Origin of the sequence: Psychrobacter communis, from assembly GCF_014836505.1 — a bacterium.
Lineage (GTDB): Bacteria > Pseudomonadota > Gammaproteobacteria > Pseudomonadales > Moraxellaceae > Psychrobacter > Psychrobacter faecalis.
The window spans coordinates 20940-38386 of sequence record NZ_JACSQR010000021.1; the positions used below are offsets into that span (position 1 = coordinate 20940).

Below are 17447 nucleotides of genomic sequence, written 5' to 3' on the forward strand. Positions count from 1 at the left end.
TATCACCAGCTTTTACGACGGTCGTTTCAACAACAGGGCTATCAGGGTGATTGTTTTTAGTACTCATAATATTATCCTTAAAAAATATGGGTAGAAGATAAAAGGGAAAAACAAAATAAAAATAAAAGAGAAAAACATAGTACACGGCAGAGAAGGTTAGCATAAGGCGCTTTTTACGCGCTTACTGTATCTCTTTAGCAAACGATGTGACGCTAATTTTAAGCTCATGCCTTCAATGCTAACTATCAAACGCTACTGATTATACTGGTTAGTATTGATTAATAACATTGCATAACGGCGCTTTTGATAATATATTGTTATCTATAAATGCATTTGCCATAACTTATACGTTAGATTTTAACATAAGTGGGGTGTTTTTAAGGCGAGAAAAAGTTGCTATCTTGTATACTGGCTTGTCTACAGATTATGATAGACAGGCGCGGCTTTTGGACTTGTTTTGCATGGAAGTGTATAGTTAGAGCAGTTTTTAACCTGTTTACTCATATTAATAATTTTTTTCTTCTCATTAATTATAGGATTATATTATGTCAGACCGTTATGGTAATTTTGTGCAGTCTTCTATTGGCCGAAAAGTGGCAAAAAATCTAGGCTTGCCGATGCCAGTAGAGCTAGACCGTTTTGATAGTGGTCAGCCGTCAGTACGCGGTAGTGTATTGGTTGGCCGTGCTGATGGCGACAATACTGCCATCAGCGAATCAGTTGCTCGTATTTTGTCAGACCTGCACGCTGATGTATTTGTAAACAGCCGTGATGCGGTAAAAGACGCGCTGGCTGATGCAGGCGTGAAAGCCAAAGCCAATACCGGCGGCGATGACAAATTTAAAGTTTTATTGTTTGATGCCAGCAATATCAGTAATGCTGATGAGCTCAAACAAGTGTATGAGTTCTTTCATGCAGTAGCGCGCCGCGTCGAAAAATCAGGTCGTGTTATCGTTATCGGTCGTCCACCAGAAGATCTAAAAGATATTGAAGCGGCATTGGCACAGCGCTCGCTTGAAGGTTTTGTGAAATCTGTTGGTAAAGAGTTTAAGCGCGGTATCACCGCCCAGCTTATCTACGTGGCAGAAGGCGCTGAAAAGAACCTAGACTCAACGTTACGCTTCTTTGCCTCAGCGCGCTCAGCTTATGTGTCAGGACAAGTGGTACGTGTTACTAATGGCGCCAACGTTGATGTCGATTGGACGCAGCCTTTAGGCGGTAAAACCATGCTCGTCACTGGCGCAAGTCGCGGTATCGGTGAAGCCATCGCTCGTGTGTTGGCACGCGAAGGCGCTCATGTTATCTGTCTTGATGTACCGCAGCAGCAAGCGGACTTACAAAAAGTCGCCAGCGAAATCAGTGGTTCAGTATTAACCGTCGATATCACCAGTGAAGATGCGGGCAAAGAAATCGCAGAAGCGGCGCAAAAGCGTGGCGGTTTAGATGCCGTTATTCATAATGCTGGCGTGACCCGTGACAAGACACTGGCAAAAATGGATGAGAAAAAGTGGGACATGGTTATCAACATCAACTTGGGCAGTATTGCCAAGCTAAACCGCTACTTGCTAGATAATGATGTACTAAAAGACCATGCACGTATCGTCTGCGTTTCATCTATCTCAGGTATCGCTGGTAATCTAGGTCAAAGTAACTATGCTACTTCTAAAGCGGGCGTTATCGGTTTGGTAAACGCGACTGCTAAGCAATTAGAAGACGGTTCTAAAGGCATGACTATCAACGCTGTAGCGCCAGGATTTATCGAAACGCAAATGACAGAAGCGATTCCGTTCGCCATTCGTGAAGCCGGTCGCCGTATGAACTCAATGAGCCAAGGCGGTTTACCAATCGACGTTGCTGAAACCATTGCATGGCTTGCGTCACCAGCTTCTGGTGGTCTAAATGGCAATATTGTACGTGTTTGTGGTCAAAGCTTGTTGGGTGCATAATTGAGAGAATATAGATAAAATATTGCTCGATAAATGACTAAATCATAGTGAGCAAGCCTATGTTAAGTAAGTAGGGTGTATGAGGTTTTTAAATGGACCTCACATATGCTTACGAAAAATTGCTGATAAATTGTAATAAAGCTGCCCGAGGGTGGCTTTTTTATGATAAAAACAGGTATGAATAAAAGCATGTGCCAGTAAATGAACCAGTAAACCAACCAGTAAACAAATAAGCCGACAAACGAATGCTTCACTGTTTACAAGTAGCCAGATAATTTGCTCCAGCCTCAGTTAGCTCAACCCCATTTAGGATTTATTATGTCAGACAAACATTATGATGCGTTGCCAAAAGCGCATACCACCTACGCCAATATCGTCAAGAGTCTATTGCCTATTGGTAATAACGAAAAGGTCAGCCGCGATCAGTTGCCACAAGCGACGTATTATGTAGATAATTTGCACATCGACCAAAATAATCTTGACGATTATCGTAAGATTTGTGGTTTCGCCGACAATGGCAAAATACCGATTACCTATTTTTCTGTTTTATCACAGACGTTACAAATGAATATGATGGTCAAAGAGCCATTTCCCTTTGCTATGCTAGGTTTGGTGCATGTGGATAATAGCGTGACGCAGTATCGTCCTATCGGTGAGCGTGAAACGGTAGCGATGGCGGTGAAGTTTGATAATCTACGCGACCATGCGCAAGGCCAGCAGTTTGATTTTGTCACCACCGTTAAGTCAGATGACGAGGTAATTTGGGAAGGCACTTCTACTTATTTGTCACGTGGAAAAAAATCAGGTAGCAAAGATAAAAAAAGCACACCGCGTCCAGTGACCGTTAAGCCTTTGGTGAATGAAGAAGGCGTGCACAGTATCTTTGAAGTACCAGAAGATATCGGCCGTCGTTATGCGTTTGTTTCAGGGGATTTTAACCTCATCCATCTCCATCCATTATCGGCACGCGCATTTGGTTTTCCAAAAGCCATCGCCCACGGCATGTGGTCAAAAGCTAAATGTCTAGCGCTGGTGGATGAGCTACCAGATGCTTGCACGGTCAATGTATCATTTAAGCTGCCTATCTTTTTGCCAGCTGAAGTAGAGCTGATCGCTGAGCCGATAGCGCAGTTAAAGAGCCCAACCGACACTTGCGAGTTTGGCTTATTTAGTGCTAAAAACGACAAGCCGCATCTTGCTGGTGTGATCAAACTGCAAAGCGAAAATCAATAGATTGCGCCATATTTTTAACCTTTATATTTTATTAACCAATTATTCATTATGACTTTACATGACAATGCAACAAGCGTAGCTGCGCCCGATAACTCAGCTACCATAGATGAATCTACTGCTAAAGATAACGGTATCGATTTGGAAAATATGTTTGAGCCGTATTTTCGCCCTGATGACAACACCATCGTGTGCGGCGCCCTCGACGACGAAAAGGTCGCTACTTTAGCGGCGGCTGGCGTTGAGTTGGTGCTTAACTTGCAGCCAGATGATGAGCTAAATTTTGATGAGCGCGCGGCGGTAGAGCGCGCTGGTATGCATTATGAGCAGCTGCCTATCAGCGGGGCCAAGGATTTAAAACAGTTAAATATATTGGCGTTTGATAACATCTTGCGTCAGTACCATGGCAAAAAAACCGTCTTGCACTGTGGTTCTGGTAATCGCGCTGGTGCAGCGGTAGCATTGCGTGCGGGCTGGTTACGCGGACGCAAAATGGATACGGCAATGGAGCGCGGGCGCAGTCATGGTTTGACGAAGCTAGAAGAAGAGGTTCATAATCGTTTATTGGTTCCACGCTAGACTCATGGCATACTAAGCATGTATGGCAAACTGTAGGCGTTACATATGAGCGACATGCAACAAAAAAGGCGACCAATAGGTTGCCTTTTTTATGAGCAAATTTCGTGATTAATTAGCTAATGAATTTTTTGACTATAAAAAATGTTTTTATAAATAAAGCGAGTGAATAATGAAAAATAATAATGAGAAAGCTGATAATCAAAACGTCTATACGTCTATTAATCCTGTTATTCAGCAAAAATTACAACAATTGCTAACATATTTGCAGCTTGATGACGCACCAGCTGGCGGTGCCTTGGTGGTTTATCAAGCGGGGCAATGTATTGCTCAGGCTAGTGTGGGAATGGCGCGCGCGGATTTGTCATGGAGCCCCGATACCCTATCGCTGAATTTTTCAACAGGGAAAGGGGTGTTGGCGACATTGGTGCATGTGTTGGTCTCCGAGCATATGCTTGATTATGACCGAGCGATTGCGGATTATTGGCCTGCTTTTGCCGCGCAAGGAAAAGAACAGATTACTTTACGTAGCGTCATGTCGCATCAAGGCAACTTGTTTTCGATTCAAAGTATCGATGTCGATAATGACATGGTGCTCGATTGGCAGCTCATGCTAGAAAAGGTTGCTGCTATGCCAGTAACAGCGCCTGAAGACAGCGCCTTATATGAGAGCGCTTATAGCGCCTTGGTTTACGGTTGGGTACTGGGCGGCGTGATAGAAGCCGTTACCCATATGTCATTAGCCACAGCGCTGCGTCACTATTTGACTGAGCCGCTAGGAATTGCAGACAGCTGTTATTTTGGGGTGCCAGACGATAAAGTAGATGAAGTGGCTCATTTGGTTAAATATTTCCAAACAGACGAACACACAGCCCAGCAAATAAGCAATCAGGAGCTGTCGCAAGCGCGACCTCGCCGCAGCAAACCCGTGTTAAGAGCGGATTCTGAAAATACTTTGCGTATTTATTCAAGCCTACCAAGCTATACTTGTTGGCAAAAAAGAGCGCTAACCAATCAAGCAGGCGCAAATGAAAGCGCAATGGCAGATGAGCTGCCTAATTTGGATACAGCAAAAATTAACCGTTTATACTTTAATAACAGCCAGCTTAATCTAAAAAACTATAAATCGGCTCTTGTGTTGGCTAATAAACAACCTATCGATTATTACGATAAACGGACGCTACAAGCCATCATTCCCGCTGCCAACGGCGTGGCATCAGCGCAAGCATTAGCAACTATTTATGCCATGCTAGCCAATGGCGGTACATGGCAGGGGCAGACATTAATTGACGACGCAACATTTAAGCAGCTTTCAACCCCGCAAACCACTGGCATGGACGCGGTAATGCCGGCGAAAATGAACTGGCGCTTGGGCTATCATCGCAGGTTTAGCATTTGTCAAAGTGAAGCTTCTAATATGAGCGCGCAAGGTTTTGGGCACATGGGTTATAACGGTTCGGTTGCGTGGTGTGATCCTGCGCGGCAATTGTCGTTTACCTTTATCCATAATTTTGATGTAACAATGCTCAATGATGTCCGCCAGTTTGCGCTGACGGAAGCGGTATTAGATTTGATTGACGCTGGAATCTAGTAGACGTGACTCTTGAACTTACCTCAATATTCTTGTTGCCAGTATGAAAAACAGAAATACAGGTGCTTAAAGGATAAGTAGCAATATTATAACTAACAAAAGTATTGAGGTAGTCGTCCGAAATTATCCATGGCGCGGCTTATTAGGCGTGAGTTTAAGCAACCTTGGGGAAATCAAACCATGGATAAAGATAGAGGCCAAAATGACAATTGAGCAGACTATCCAAAGTTTAACAGCGTCTACTTCATCAAAGAAGCCTTGATTGAGGGCGTAAGACAGATAATATAAGGTGCCAATACCGCGTATACCGAGCGCAGAAATGGCATACTTTTCAGTATAGGGCAGCTTTAATCCTGATAGAGCAATCAATCCGCCAATCGGTCGAATCAATAATAAAAAGGTAAAGCTGACGATATAGACGCGCCATGTCAGCTCAACGCCCGCTTGCAGTCCTTGACCTAAAAACATGCCAAAAACCACAAGAACTAAGGACATCAGTAAGCCTTCTGACTGCTCAGCAAAATCGTGCAGCTTTTGGTGATAACTGTGTTCACGCTCCGAGCGTCGAAAGGCAAAGGCGGCGACAAATACTGCAATGAAGCCATAGCTGTGCACATATTCTGCCAAACCATAGGCCAGCAAGGTGAGAGCTATCACCACATAACCTTGAGAGATGGAGGTATTGTGGCTGTATTTTGAAAAGACCAATTTTGCTAGTAATTTACCAACCACAATCCCGACCACCAAACCTGCGCCAATTTTCCACAGCACATCAGTCGTAAACCATTGCCACAGCATCTCACCTGTGAACTGCTGCCCGCCGCTATAAGCTTCCGCGACCTTAATCGCCAGATAGACAAACGGGAACGCTAAGCCGTCATTTAACCCTGCTTCTGAGGTCAAGGTAAAGCGCGGTGTATCCTCGCCGCCAGTATTGGGCGGTCCGACTTGGATACTAGAGGCTAGCACAGGATCGGTCGGAGCCAGTACCGCACCGAGCAAGATGGCCGCGCCTAATGTCAAACCAAAAGCATAATAGCCTAAGAGCGCCATGGCAAAAATACCAATCGGCATGGTGATAAGTAGTAAGCGCACAGTCGGGCGCCATAAGTGCCACGACAGCTCAGTATCTATCTTGATACCTGCACCAACCAGCGAAACCAATACCACGATTTCGGTCAGTTTTTCGATAATTAAACCGTTATCTATCGGATTTAAAAAAGATAAACTGGTCCACCAATAGCCCATGAATAGACCAAAGCTTACTTGCAGCATGGGCAGCGAGATGGGCGTACGTTTAAAAAGAATAGGAAACAGTGCCCCGAATAAAAAGGCAATACCGCAGACCAATAAGAATAAATTATAGTTTTCAATCATAAGTTTGGTGCACGCTATTTTTTGGTTTTAAAAAGATAAAGTTACAAGAGGTTTAATCGCTATTAATAATGAGCGCAAATGCTTTTTATTACCGCAAAAAAACGTTAACAGAACGGCGGTAGCGTTGTTTTTTGGTGAAAAAAAGCCTGCATGGCGCAGGCTTTGGGTAATTCTATAAGGTTAGTGATAAATCATTGCGTTTACAGATTTATTTAACGCTCAACTTGGCTCACATCACGGACGGCACCCGTATCAGCACTGGTAGTCATAGCTGCATAAGCACGCAGCGCAGGCGAGACGTGACGCTCACGGCTCACAGGCTTCCATGCGTTACGTCCACGCGCTTCCATCTCTTCGCGGCGCGCAGCAAGCTCGGTATCGCTGACTTGCATATTGATGGTACGGTTCGGGATATCAATATGAATGGTATCGCCTTCTTGTACTAAACCAATCGCGCCACCTTCAGCTGCTTCTGGGCTGGCGTGACCAATGGATAAGCCTGAGGTGCCGCCAGAGAAACGACCATCTGTGAGCAGCGCACACTCTTTGCCCAAACCTTTAGACTTAAGATAAGTGGTTGGATAAAGCATTTCTTGCATACCAGGCCCACCTTTTGGGCCTTCATAGCGAATGATGACCACATCGCCGGCGACAATTTGGTCATCAAGCACGGCGGCTACGGCAGCGTCTTGTGATTCAAAGATACGTGCGCGTCCGGTAAAGACTAAGATGCTTTCATCGACGCCTGCGGTTTTAACCACGCAGCCGCGCTCAGCAATATTGCCGTACAGTACTGCTAAGCCGCCATCGGTTGAATAGGCATGCTGAGCACTACGAATACAGCCCGACTCACGATTGACGTCAAGGTTTGGCCACTCTTTTGATTGCGAGAAGGCCTGCGTGGTACGGACGCCACCAGGAGCGGCAATATAGCGCGCACGTGCCTCAGTATTATCAGGATTCATGATATCCCATTTATCGATAGCATCTCTCATGCTTGCGCTATGAATGGTTGGGATATCGGTGGTCAGTAAACTGGCACGGTCAAGCTCGGCAAGTAACGCCATCACACCACCAGCACGGTGGACATCTTCCATATGATATTTTTGTGAAGCAGGAGCGACTTTCGACAGGCAAGGGACACTACGGCTTAGGCGGTCAATATCATGCATTTTAAAATCAACTTCCGCTTCATTGGCGGCGGCAAGTAGATGCAAGATAGTATTGGTCGAGCCACCCATCGCAATATCTAAGCTCATCGCATTTTCAAAAGCGGCTTTGGTAGCGATAGAGCGCGGTAATACCGAATCATCATCTTGCTCATAACGGCGCTTGGCCAATGATACAATCGTGCGACCCGCTTCTAAAAACAACTCGCGGCGTAACGAATGCGTGGCCAATAGCGAGCCATTACCCGGCAATGATAAGCCTAATGCTTCGGTCAAGCAGTTCATTGAGTTGGCGGTAAACATTCCAGAGCATGAGCCACAAGTTGGGCAAGCCGAGCTTTCAATCGCTAAGACATCTTCATCGCTGATATTATCGTCGGCGGCGTCCATCATGGCATCGACCAAATCAAGCTTACGAATGGCATTGCCTTTACTGTCAGTGGTATGGACGTCGCTACCGCCATCATTATTATGGCTATGAGCGACAGTACTAGCGATGACCTTGCCAGCTTCCATCGGGCCGCCAGAGACGAAAACAACAGGGATATTGAGGCGCATGGCTGCCATCAGCATACCAGGGGTGATTTTATCGCAGTTAGAAATACAGACTAGGGCGTCGGCGCAGTGGGCGTTGACCATATACTCAACCGAGTCCGCAATCAAATCACGGCTTGGTAATGAATACAACATCCCGCTATGACCCATGGCAATACCGTCATCGACCGCAATGGTATTAAACTCTTTTGCCACGCCGCCCGCTTTTTCAATCTCACGCGCCACCAGTTGCCCCAAGTCTTTTAGATGCACGTGACCGGGGACAAACTGGGTAAAGGAGTTGGCAATGGCGATAATCGGTTTGCCAAAGTCGCCATCTGTCATACCCGTCGCACGCCATAGGGCACGAGCACCTGCCATATTACGACCACCAGTAGAAGTTTTTGAGCGATAATCCATGTGATATTCCTTACAAATAAGCGAGATTTATAAACGTCTGCAGCATCCGCTGTCATACGGATAGTTTGCTTTTTATGCTATGAGAGTACTAGTGAATAATACTAAGGCGTTACCATACCATTAGATATGGATAACTGAAAATCATTAACCAATAATCATAAAGACTTGAGGGTCAATATTTAAACGAGGCGCTCTAAAATAGCGCTCTCAAACCAAGGCAAATCGGCTTTATCGGTTTCAAGTTTGGCGATGACGACTAAGGCGTGAGGCGCTGGCAAGAATTGATAGTCAGGACTGGCAGCAATAGTCAGTAGCTGTTTATCGTTTTCGGCTTGCTCATCAATACTGATAAGTGTTTGCTTAGTATTCTTATAAAGCACATCAATACGACCAAAAAACTGCCACTCTTTAAAAGCAGCAGTAAGCGCATCGGCTTCATCTTTGGTATAAATTTGCTGGGTGTCTTTACCAGTATTGGTCCAATGCAGGCGTACGGCCAATTGCAGCGCTTCGCTAAACACCACCAATGAGCCAATCACTTTGACATGCCAAGGGCTGGTGATCAGCGCCTTATCAATACCGATAAGTTTCGCTGCCTCGTCAGCTGTCATGGGGGTATTAAACTGGGCAAGTAGGGCAGGTGTTAATGAATAAGTCTGTTTAATGCTGTCATCTAAACTGTCGTAATGATACAAAAAGGGCAGTGGCATATCCTGCGTCATGATTTTTTTGCTGATTTTACAATTATGGATGCGCCAACTGATCGTTTTATCAGTCAATGCTTCAGCTAAAATAATGGCGTTTGGCTCAATGCTTGACAAGGTTGACGGTGCGCTATCTTCAAGCGTTTCATTAACCGCAGTATGATTTCTCATAGTGTCATAAGCGTGGTCGCTATGAGCGTCAGTAGTGTTTGATGATTGGGGTAATTGGGTTGGCAAGGCAGTCAAATCCATAAACCTGAGGTGATTAAAATAGAGGATTAATATAACATTTAAAGCGCACGGCTCGCCAATAAATTAATCGTATCACTTATAGAATTGTTGGTAGCAAAACTCAGTAAAATTGAAAGTGGCTAGTGAATGTATCAGCCACTTGTACTCAATCCAAATTTCGTCCACTATATTTGCTGAGCTATTTACCCTTTAGTACTGATAACCACGTAATGATAAATAATTAATGACCACCAATTAAGGAATAAAAATGAGTCAAGATAATCAAACCAAATACGATGATAATAATATCTTTGCCAAAATGTTAAACGGTGATATTCCTTATCATAAAGTGTTCGAGGATGACAAAACCCTTGCCTTTATGGATATCATGCCGCAAGCAAAGGGTCATGTATTGGTGATTCCTAAGCAAAAAGCCGTTGATTTGGCCGATCTTGAGCCAGAATACGCCGCCGCTGTGTTAATGACGTCCAAAAAAGTCATGCAAGCGCAGCGTCAAGTATTCGAGCGTGAGGGTATTATTCAAATGCAGTTAAATGGCGCACAAGCCGGACAAACTGTTTTTCATTACCATGTGCATCTGATTCCATCGAGCATTCATGAGCTAGGTCGTCATGCGGTCACGCAAGCAGATCAAAGTGAGCTTGCTGAGATGGCGAAACAGTTAGCAGGCGCTATTAATCCTTAATGTCTTAAATTGAGCATTCATAATGCAATCATCAAAAAAAAGGCAGCTAACAAGTTGCCTTTTTTATTGCTGAGTAATAGTCATGTAACAAACGTTAAAATAGTGTTACGAGTCAGGCACTTGCCTAGGGTTTTTGCAGAGAGTGTGATAAAAATTATATTTGCTTAATAAGCGGTTTGATAAGAGCCGAACGAGATACTGCCTTTATTCGTACAAATTCATAAAGTGGGCAGTGCTACCTTTTCTTGTTGTATTTAGCTTTTTTATTGATTGTTATTTTTTGAGGACATCATTTTTTATGAGTAAATTACCTCGCTCCACTATTTTGTTACCCGTCTTTGTGCCCGCCGCCACCATTATGTTGTTATTGGTGATTGGTACAGCCATTAATCCTGAGGCAGCTGGTGAGTTGTTTAGTAAGGTATTGGCATTTACCACCGATACGTTCGGCTGGTTTTATATGTTGGCAGTTGCCATATTTTTGATGTTTATTATTGCCTTAGCCTTCTCGCCGTATGGCAGTATTAAGTTGGGCCCTGACCACGCGGATGCTGAATATAACTTCCTTGAATGGTTTGCCATGCTATTCTCAGCGGGGTATGGCATTGCCTTACTGTTTTATGGCGTTGCAGAGCCAGTATTACATTTCGCCAGTCCACCCCTGTCCACACCGCAAACTATTGCGGCGGCAAAAGAGGCGATGCAAATTGCTTATTTTCACTGGGGTTTTCATATTTGGGCGATTTATGGTGTGGTTGGCTTGTCACTGGCGTACTTCTCGTTTCGGCATGGTCTGCCATTGTCCGTGCGCTCAACGCTCTATCCACTAATCGGTGACAAAATCCATGGCCCCATTGGGCATACCGTCGATGTGTTTGCGATTGTCGGTACTATGTTTGGTATCGCCACCAGTTTGGGATTGTCAGTCGCGCAAATTAATGCAGGTTTAAATTATCTGTTGCCAAATACGGTGCCAGTCAGTACCACGGTACAAGTGATTATTATTGCCTTGGTGACGGCGGCGGCACTCGTTTCTGTACTAGCAGGTATGGACAAAGGGGTAAAGCGCTTATCTATCTTAAACATGGTGCTCGCCACTGCCTTGATGCTATTTGTATTTGTTGTCGGACCTTCAGTATTTATTCTAAATGCCTTTATGGAAAACACAGGCAGTTATTTGGGTAATATCGTCGAGCGTACCTTTAGTTTACAAGCCTATCAATCGAGCGATTGGATCGGTAGCTGGACGCTATTTATTTTTGCATGGACCATTGCTTGGGCGCCTTTTGTTGGGCTATTTATCGCCAAGATTAGTCGTGGACGTACCATTCGTGAGTTTGTTCTTGGTGTAATGCTGGTGCCAACGTTGTTTACCTTTTTCTGGTTCTCGGTATTCGGTGATACTGCGCTACACATGATTATGGTCGATGGTTATGAGGCACTGATTAGCGAGGTACAAAACAACCAAGCCATTGCGTTATTTAAGCTTTTAGAGCAACTACCATTTACTCAGATTGTCTCGTCATTGACCGTGCTATTGATCATTACCTTTTTTGTGACTTCGTCAGATTCAGGCTCATTGGTGATTGACTCGCTCGCGGCGGGTGGACGTAGCGATACGCCTTGGTGGCAGCGTACGTTTTGGGTTGTCACTGAGGGTGCTGTCGCGGCGGTGCTACTTATCGCAGGTGGTTTGAGTGCATTACAAACTGCCGCTATCGTCAGTGCCTTGCCGTTTGCGGTGATTATTTTGATTTCGACCTTTGGTATGTGGCGAGCGCTGCGTATCGAAGGCCATCGTAACGAGAGTTTGGTCAACGACAATCATTTACCGCCGCATCTGTTAAAACTAGACGCTTGGCGTGACCGTATTGATTATATGACCAATCAGCCAACGCGCGATAAGGTGCTGGGTTATATTAAAGGTACAGTGCTATCGTCGATGCAAGAGGTGGCAGAGAAATTTGCCGAAACCGGCTGGTTACCTGAGGTTAACTATGATGAGATTAATAATCGCGCCGTACTAGAACTAAGACGCGGGGATAATGTGGAATTCTGGTACGAAGTGCGCTTGTCAGAGCACGAGGTGCCTGATTATTATACCGAAGACATGGCCAATGAATTACCACAAGAGCATCATCACCGTGCCGAAGTCTATCTGCGCCGCGGTGGTCAGACCTATGATTTATATGGCTATCAGTCTGAATCGGTGATTAATGATATTATCGATCAATTTGAAAAGTATCTACACTTTGTCAATGTTTCGCCAAATATCTTGCCATGGCGTATGCAGCAACATGATGATGACATCACGCTGGAGCAAGGCAGTGTGTTTGATAAGTAAATGTGTATTCGTGTGATAAAAAAGGCAGCTAAGCAGCTGTCTTTTTTCGTTAAATAGCGATGTTTTTCAATATTAATAAAAAAGCAATGTTAATGAATAAAGCAATATTTTTTATCATTATTAGGTAATGTAACTATTGGCTCGGTGATTTAAAATTTATTTGAATAACTGGGCGTTATATAACAATATTAGACGCATACCCAAATTTAAGATTTTTTGAGAATTTTTTATGAGTAAACCTCGCTCTACTATTTTGATGCCAGTATTTATACCGACGGCCATTGTCATGTTATTGCTGGTAGTGGGGACATCGGTCAACCCACAGCTGGCGAGTGATTTGTTTGTCCAAGTACTAGAGTTTACCACCGAGACATTCGGCTGGTTTTATATGCTAGCAACCGCGCTGTTTTTGATGTTTGTGGTGGTGCTCGCATTTTCGCCTTATGGCAGTATCAAACTAGGGCCTGACCATGGTGAGGCACAGTACAATTTTATTGAATGGTTTGCGATGTTGTTTTCGGCAGGGTACGGGATTGCTTTGCTATTTTATGGGGTAGCGGAGCCAGTGACGCATTTTGCCTCGCCGCCGCTATCAGAGCCACAAACTGTAGCTGCGGCAAAAGAAGCCATGCAAATTGCTTATTTTCATTGGGGTTTTCATATTTGGGCAATTAATGGCGTGGTCGCTTTAACCTTGGCGTATTTTGCTTTTCGGCACGGTTTGCCGCTATCGATGCGCTCGACGCTGTATCCCATCATCGGTGAAAAAATTCATGGACCTATTGGTCATGCGGTTGATGTGTTCGCCATTTTGGGTACTTTATTTGGTTTGGCCACCAGTCTTGGCATTTCAGTGTCGCAGATAAATACGGGACTCCATTACCTATTACCAAGTATTCCAGTCAATACAACCGTGCAAGTAATCGCCATTGTTTTGATTACGGGACTGGCCTTGATATCAGTGCTTGCAGGTATGGACAAAGGAGTCAAACGTTTATCTATCTTAAATATGATACTGGCAACGGCGCTGATGCTGTTTGTATTTGCGGTAGGGCCGACGATATTTATTCTCAACGCCTTTATGGAAAACACGGGTAGTTATCTAGGTAATATTGTCGAGCGTACCTTTAGTCTGCAGGCGTATCAGCAAGGCGATTGGATTACCAGTTGGACGCTATTTATTTTTGCGTGGACGATTTCTTGGTCGCCTTTCGTCGGTATTTTTATTGCCAAGATTAGTCGTGGTCGTACCATTCGCGAGTTTATCGTTGGCGTGATGCTAGTACCTACCATCTTTACTTTCTTTTGGTTTGCGGTGTTTGGTGATACAGCACTAAATATGATTATGATTCAAGGCTATGAATCGCTGATTACTGAAGTGCAAAATAACCAAGCGATTGCTTTATTTAAACTGCTTGAGAACCTACCGTTTACCCAAGTGGTATCTGTACTGGCTGTGGTACTTATCATTACCTTTTTTATCACCTCATCCGATTCAGGTTCATTGGTGATTGACTCGCTCGCAGCGGGCGGGCGCAGTGATACGCCGGCATGGCAGCGTACGTTTTGGGTATTGATACTTGGCGTTGTTGCCTCTGCGCTGCTCTTAGCAGGTGGCCTGCAAGCGCTGCAAACAGCGGCAATTGTTAGCGCCTTGCCCTTTACGATTATTATTTTGATTGCGATGTTTGGTATGTGGCGAGCGCTGCGTATCGAAGGTCATCGCAATCAAAGCCTGGCCAGTGACAATCACCTGCCGCCACATCTGTTGAAACTAGATGCTTGGCGTGACCGCATTGACTATATGACCCAGCAACCAACGCGCGATAAAGTTTTGGGTTATATTAAAGGAACGGTTTTATCGTCGATGCATGAGGTTGCCGAAAAGTTTGCCGAAACGGGTTGGTTGCCTGAGGTGAATTTTGATGAAGTCAATGACCGCGTGGTATTTGAGCTCAGGGGCGGCGATAACGTCGAGTTTTGGTACGAAGTGCGTTTATCAGAGCATGAAGTGCCAGATTATTATACGGAAGAGATGGCGAGTAAACTGCCGCAAGAGCATCATTATCGGGCGGAAGTTTATCTACGCCGCGGCGGGCAAACCTATGACTTATATGGCTATCAATCAGATTCAGTGATTAACGATATTATTGATCAGTTTGAAAAATATTTGCACTTTATTAATATATCTCCTGACATTTTGCCGTGGCGTATGCAAGTACATGATAATGATATTACCTTAGAGCAGGGCAGTGTTTTTGATAAATAGGCATTTTTTCCTTGACGTGCGCTAAGCAAATGATTGCCTCTATCACTTGCAATAAAGTTAAGAACCCTTAGAATAACGGCTTGTTTTCACTACGAATCAAGCCGTTTTTTATGCTTATAAATAATATAGAGTCCGATCAAGCATCAGCAGAAGCTAATAATGATCATCCCTTATTACAACCATTGGTCATTGGTGGCTTGACGATTGAAAACCGTCTGATGGTCGCCCCGATGGCTGGCGTGACCGACAATCCGTTTCGTAGACTGTGCAAATCCTTTGGCGCGGGTCACGCGGTGAGTGAAATGATTATCGCTGATACCGCGCTTTATGCGCGCAAAAAATCGCTCTATCGTGCCAATTTTGATAATGAGATTGCACCGATTTCGGCACAAATTGCCGGCGCAGAACCGGATAAACTGGCAGAAGCGGCGCGCTATCAGATTGATAATGGCGCGCAGATTATTGATATCAACATGGGCTGTCCTGCCAAAAAAGTGTGCCGTAAGTTGGCAGGATCTGCGCTCTTACAAGACGAAGATTTGGTCGCGCGCTTACTGGATGCGGCGGTAGGAGCCGTTGATGCGCCTGTGACTTTAAAAACGCGTTTGGGGTTTGAAAATGGCCGCGAAAATATTTTGCGCGTGGCCAAGCGAGCAGAGCAAGCGGGTATTGCTGCGATTGCCATTCATGGTCGAACGCGTGAGGATATGTATACTGGGGAAGCGCGTTATGAGCTGATTCGCGAAGTCAAAGAAAGCATTAATATTCCTGTGATTGCTAATGGCGATATTGATAGTGCCCAAAAAGCGCAGCGTGTCTATGAGCTGACAGGATGTGATGCGGTAATGATTGGACGCGCCGCGCAAGGGCAGCCGTGGATATTTCGCGATATCGAACATTTCTTGCGGACTGGCGCACGCCTTGACGCGCCAAGTGTCAGCGAGATAAAAGAGATTGTCCTAGCGCATTTACAGGAGCTATATGGGTTTTATGGCGAATACTCAGGTTGCCGTATTGCTCGCAAGCATATTGCGTGGTATACCACCGGCATTCCCAATTCCAACGCCTTTCGCCAAGCTATGTATGGCGAGGAGAGCACCGCTGGACAGTTTCGCGTGGTCGAAGACTTTTTACATACTCATCAATAGGTAGTGAAAGTCAACTGCCGAGCATAAATTGTTCAACAATTCAGTAAATAAAAGTATCCGACGAGTTAAAGTGTTTTTATTGCTGATTTATTCCCTTTATTCTATATTTCTTTGCTATGATTTAGACAAATATTAACGAAAGTCTAATTTTAAAAGGATTTTTTATGGCTAACCCTTCAAAAAAAGCAATCAGAAAAGCGGTTAAAGACAAAAACGTGATTATCACAGGAGCATCCAGCGGTATCGGCGAGCGTACAGCCTATCTGCTCAGTGAATGCGGCGCGCATGTTATCTTGTTGGCGCGTACCGAAGACAAATTAAAGGCTGTTAAAGACAGTATCGAGGAGTTTGGTGGTAAGGCTACTTACTATCCTTGTGACTTGACCAATATGGATGCTATCGAATCAGTTAGCGCACAAATTTTGGCAGATTTCGGTCATGTAGACGTCTTGGTCAATAACGCGGGTCGCTCAATTCGTCGCTCGGTGCACGAGTCTATAGATCGTTTCCATGATTTTGAGCGTACCATGGATATCAATTACTTTGGCGCCGTTAAAATAGTGCTTGGATTTTTGCCGACCATGATTGAACGCCAAACTGGACAAATCGTTAACATCTCATCGATTGGCGTCTTGGCGAACAGTCCGCGATTTGCCGCTTATGTTGCATCAAAATCAGCACTTGATGCTTTTAGCCGTTGCCTAGCTGCCGAAGTCAAAGGTGACAATATTACAATCACTAATATATTTATGCCCCTAGTTCGTACACCGATGATTGAGCCTACTAAGTTATACCGCTACATGCCTGCGCTGATGCCTGATGAAGCGGCGATGATGGTCGCCAAAGCGATTGTCCATAAACCAAACAGTATTGCCAGTAACATGGGCAAATTTGCGTCGGCGACTTATTCATTAGCACCAGCCATTAACGTTGGTATTCAATCGATGGGTTACCGTATTTTCCCAAGCACCCGTGCTGGATTGACTAGCAATAAAAAACCAAACCTTGCTCAGCGTGCCTTTGCTAGAATTTTACCGGGTGAGCATCATTAGAGTAGGTTTATTTCACCTTGACCTAAAATGGAAAAAGGATACTGCGGTGTCCTTTTTTAACGCTCTAAAAAGTATGAATGCTTATATCAATGAGTAAAGCAGGGGTTTTTATTGACGCTAACGCTGCTTGTAATATTTTTTGATAGGTTG

At 44.6% G+C, this 17447-nt stretch carries 12 protein-coding genes; 9 read left to right on the forward strand and 3 right to left on the reverse strand.

Features of this window, described 5'->3' with window-relative positions; translation table 11 throughout:
- Positions 1–545: 545 nt before the first annotated feature.
- From H9653_RS08355 to H9653_RS08370, 4 genes are all read left to right on the forward strand, one after another.
- Complete coding sequence (locus H9653_RS08355; protein ID WP_191691832.1) at positions 546–1946, forward strand: 3-oxoacyl-ACP reductase; 1401 nt, start codon at positions 546–548, stop codon at positions 1944–1946.
- A gap of 318 nt (positions 1947–2264) precedes the next feature.
- A complete protein-coding gene (locus H9653_RS08360; protein WP_068408242.1) occupies positions 2265–3179 on the forward strand; it encodes a MaoC family dehydratase in 915 nt (304 codons plus the stop codon).
- Between the two features lie 48 nt (positions 3180–3227).
- Entirely contained in the window at positions 3228–3755 is a 528-nt protein-coding gene (locus H9653_RS08365; protein WP_068408240.1) for a phosphatase domain-containing protein, read from the forward strand.
- A 169-nt stretch (positions 3756–3924) separates the two neighbouring features.
- Positions 3925–5343, forward strand: coding sequence for a serine hydrolase domain-containing protein (locus H9653_RS08370; RefSeq protein WP_191691835.1), 1419 nt, complete (start codon positions 3925–3927; stop codon positions 5341–5343).
- A 123-nt stretch (positions 5344–5466) separates the two neighbouring features.
- On the opposite strand, the gene H9653_RS08375 is transcribed toward H9653_RS08370, so the two are convergent.
- From H9653_RS08375 to H9653_RS08385, 3 genes are all read right to left on the reverse strand, one after another.
- Entirely contained in the window at positions 5467–6720 is a 1254-nt protein-coding gene (locus H9653_RS08375; RefSeq protein WP_191691837.1) for a cation:proton antiporter, read from the reverse strand.
- A gap of 212 nt (positions 6721–6932) precedes the next feature.
- Entirely contained in the window at positions 6933–8843 is a 1911-nt protein-coding gene (gene ilvD / locus H9653_RS08380) for a dihydroxy-acid dehydratase (RefSeq protein ID WP_191691839.1), read from the reverse strand.
- 179 nt (positions 8844–9022) lie between these two features.
- Complete coding sequence (locus H9653_RS08385) at positions 9023–9799, reverse strand: hypothetical protein (RefSeq protein ID WP_191691841.1); 777 nt, start codon at positions 9797–9799, stop codon at positions 9023–9025.
- 247 nt (positions 9800–10046) lie between these two features.
- Here H9653_RS08385 and H9653_RS08390 point away from each other — a divergent pair, with 247 nt between their 5' ends.
- The 5 genes from H9653_RS08390 (at position 10047) to H9653_RS08410 (ending at position 17297) form a co-directional block, all read left to right on the forward strand.
- Positions 10047–10484, forward strand: coding sequence for an HIT family protein (locus tag H9653_RS08390; RefSeq protein ID WP_191691843.1), 438 nt, complete (start codon positions 10047–10049; stop codon positions 10482–10484).
- A 298-nt stretch (positions 10485–10782) separates the two neighbouring features.
- Complete coding sequence (locus H9653_RS08395; RefSeq protein ID WP_191691845.1) at positions 10783–12828, forward strand: BCCT family transporter; 2046 nt, start codon at positions 10783–10785, stop codon at positions 12826–12828.
- 229 nt (positions 12829–13057) lie between these two features.
- Positions 13058–15097, forward strand: coding sequence for a BCCT family transporter (locus H9653_RS08400; protein WP_191691846.1), 2040 nt, complete (start codon positions 13058–13060; stop codon positions 15095–15097).
- A gap of 110 nt (positions 15098–15207) precedes the next feature.
- Positions 15208–16245, forward strand: coding sequence for a tRNA dihydrouridine synthase DusB (gene dusB / locus H9653_RS08405; RefSeq protein ID WP_191691848.1), 1038 nt, complete (start codon positions 15208–15210; stop codon positions 16243–16245).
- A 164-nt stretch (positions 16246–16409) separates the two neighbouring features.
- Positions 16410–17297, forward strand: coding sequence for an SDR family NAD(P)-dependent oxidoreductase (locus H9653_RS08410; protein WP_191691850.1), 888 nt, complete (start codon positions 16410–16412; stop codon positions 17295–17297).
- Positions 17298–17447 lie beyond the last annotated feature (150 nt).

Coding starts and splice junctions, on each gene's coding strand:
- H9653_RS08395 (WP_191691845.1), top strand. CDS start 10,783: ATGAGTAAATTACCTCGCTCCACTATTTTGTTACCCGTCTTTGTGCCC.
- H9653_RS08360 (WP_068408242.1), top strand. CDS start 2,265: ATGTCAGACAAACATTATGATGCGTTGCCAAAAGCGCATACCACCTAC.
- H9653_RS08365 (WP_068408240.1), top strand. CDS start 3,228: ATGACTTTACATGACAATGCAACAAGCGTAGCTGCGCCCGATAACTCA.
- H9653_RS08355 (WP_191691832.1), top strand. CDS start 546: ATGTCAGACCGTTATGGTAATTTTGTGCAGTCTTCTATTGGCCGAAAA.
- H9653_RS08375 (WP_191691837.1), bottom strand. CDS start 6,720: ATGATTGAAAACTATAATTTATTCTTATTGGTCTGCGGTATTGCCTTT.
- H9653_RS08400 (WP_191691846.1), top strand. CDS start 13,058: ATGAGTAAACCTCGCTCTACTATTTTGATGCCAGTATTTATACCGACG.
- H9653_RS08410 (WP_191691850.1), top strand. CDS start 16,410: ATGGCTAACCCTTCAAAAAAAGCAATCAGAAAAGCGGTTAAAGACAAA.
- H9653_RS08370 (WP_191691835.1), top strand. CDS start 3,925: ATGAAAAATAATAATGAGAAAGCTGATAATCAAAACGTCTATACGTCT.
- H9653_RS08385 (WP_191691841.1), bottom strand. CDS start 9,799: ATGGATTTGACTGCCTTGCCAACCCAATTACCCCAATCATCAAACACT.
- H9653_RS08390 (WP_191691843.1), top strand. CDS start 10,047: ATGAGTCAAGATAATCAAACCAAATACGATGATAATAATATCTTTGCC.
- ilvD (WP_191691839.1), bottom strand. CDS start 8,843: ATGGATTATCGCTCAAAAACTTCTACTGGTGGTCGTAATATGGCAGGT.
- dusB (WP_191691848.1), top strand. CDS start 15,208: ATGCTTATAAATAATATAGAGTCCGATCAAGCATCAGCAGAAGCTAAT.